Annotated in this window: 1 protein-coding gene and 1 pseudogene; both read right to left on the minus strand. The window is 61.7% G+C overall.

Annotated elements, in window-relative coordinates:
* Window positions 1-265 (minus strand): annotated as a pseudogene (locus PMI35_RS12875) (phosphate ABC transporter substrate-binding protein); the annotation flags it as partial.
* Between the two features lie 8 nt (window positions 266-273).
* Window positions 274-1,215, minus strand: a complete 942-nt coding sequence (locus tag PMI35_RS12870) for a fatty acid desaturase (protein ID WP_008061255.1) — start codon at window positions 1,213-1,215, stop codon at window positions 274-276.
* Between the last annotated feature and the right edge of the window lie 196 nt (window positions 1,216-1,411).

A 1,411-nucleotide genomic window follows, 5' to 3' on the forward strand; every position in this document is an offset into this window, starting at 1 on the left:
GGCTGCCGCCGCTGGCGTCCGGCAATTCATAACGAGGACGGCCGATGATGCGCACCCGAGCGCGCAATGCCGTCATCAGCGGATAGCCGCAGGTCTGCGTCAGCAGCAAGTGCGGGGACAACCACAGGTCCATCAGCGAAAGCCCCTCGGCGTTGCGGCGCGTGGCCCCCAGTCGTTCGAGGATACGGCTCAGCCAGCGCTCGTTGGCCTGGCGGACCGGTTCGGGGGCGACGTACATCAAAAGCTCTGCGTAGGCTGAAGTCATGGGTTCTCTCAACTGAACGGATGCCGCGGGCTATCGATGGCCTTCACCCCGTGCCGGCGCCATAACTGGCCATAACCCTGCACCAGGAACCCGCCGCTGCGCGCCAGCCATTGCTCGCGACGCGCACGGTAAGCGCGGGGCAAGTCGTACCAGGGCAGCCCCGGCAAGTCGTGATGCACCAGGTGCAGGTTGAGGTTCAGGAACAGCCAGCGCCATGGCCAGGCGGCTTCATTGATGACCGTCCTTTGCTCGGGTTGGGGATGGGGACGGTGTTCATAGTAGGAGCGGATCATCGCAATCGATAGCGCTGGCACGCTGACCAGCAACAGGTAATGCCAGATCGGCAGCACACTGTAGCGGGCGATAAACAACAGCATCAGCAGGGTCAACGCGCCGTGGCTAAGCCACATCACCCAGGCCTGTCGCTCACCCGCTTTCAGGCGCTGCAGCTGCTCCAGGGCCAGCGCCAGCAAGGCCAGCGGAGCGCCCAGGATGAAACGACCCAGCACGGTTTTGTTCAGCCAGTGCAGGCCTTGTTCGAACAGTGAACGGCCCTGCCATTGCTCGGCGCTCAGGTAACGGCTTTCGGGATCGCGACCCGGCAGGGTCAGGTCTTCATCGCGGTGATGCAGCAAATGGCTGTCGCGATACAGGGTGTAGGGGTACCAGACGGCGAACGGCGCGTAGCCGAGGATCTTGTTCAGCGATACCCAGCGGGTGGGATGACCGTGAAGCAATTCGTGCTGCAGCGACAACCAGAGCACTACCAGCGGGATCAACAGCAATGTGCTCCACCACAGACCCAACCTGTCACTGCCCAGCACGATGCCGAACCAACCGGCGTACACGCCGACCAGCAACAACCAGGTCGGCCACTCGGTGCGAGCGGTCAGGCGTTGGCGCAAGGTTTCGATTTCTATACGGTGGGCGCTATCGAAGTAATGGGGCATGGCGTTGCTCGGATCGGGGACCAGTCCCCTTCTGTGCAACGGCGTCGGGTTTTCTTGCAGATTATTTTGTTTGGCGAACCGGCCAAGTGGCGACTGGATTGGGGGGATATCCATTGCTGCGGTAACGGCCACTTATGGTTTCGCCCTTACGGCGAGTCCCTTTTTCAAACGCCAAAAAGGAACCAAAAGGCTTTGC

Source organism: Pseudomonas sp. GM78 (genome assembly GCF_000282475.1).
Classification (GTDB): domain Bacteria; phylum Pseudomonadota; class Gammaproteobacteria; order Pseudomonadales; family Pseudomonadaceae; genus Aquipseudomonas.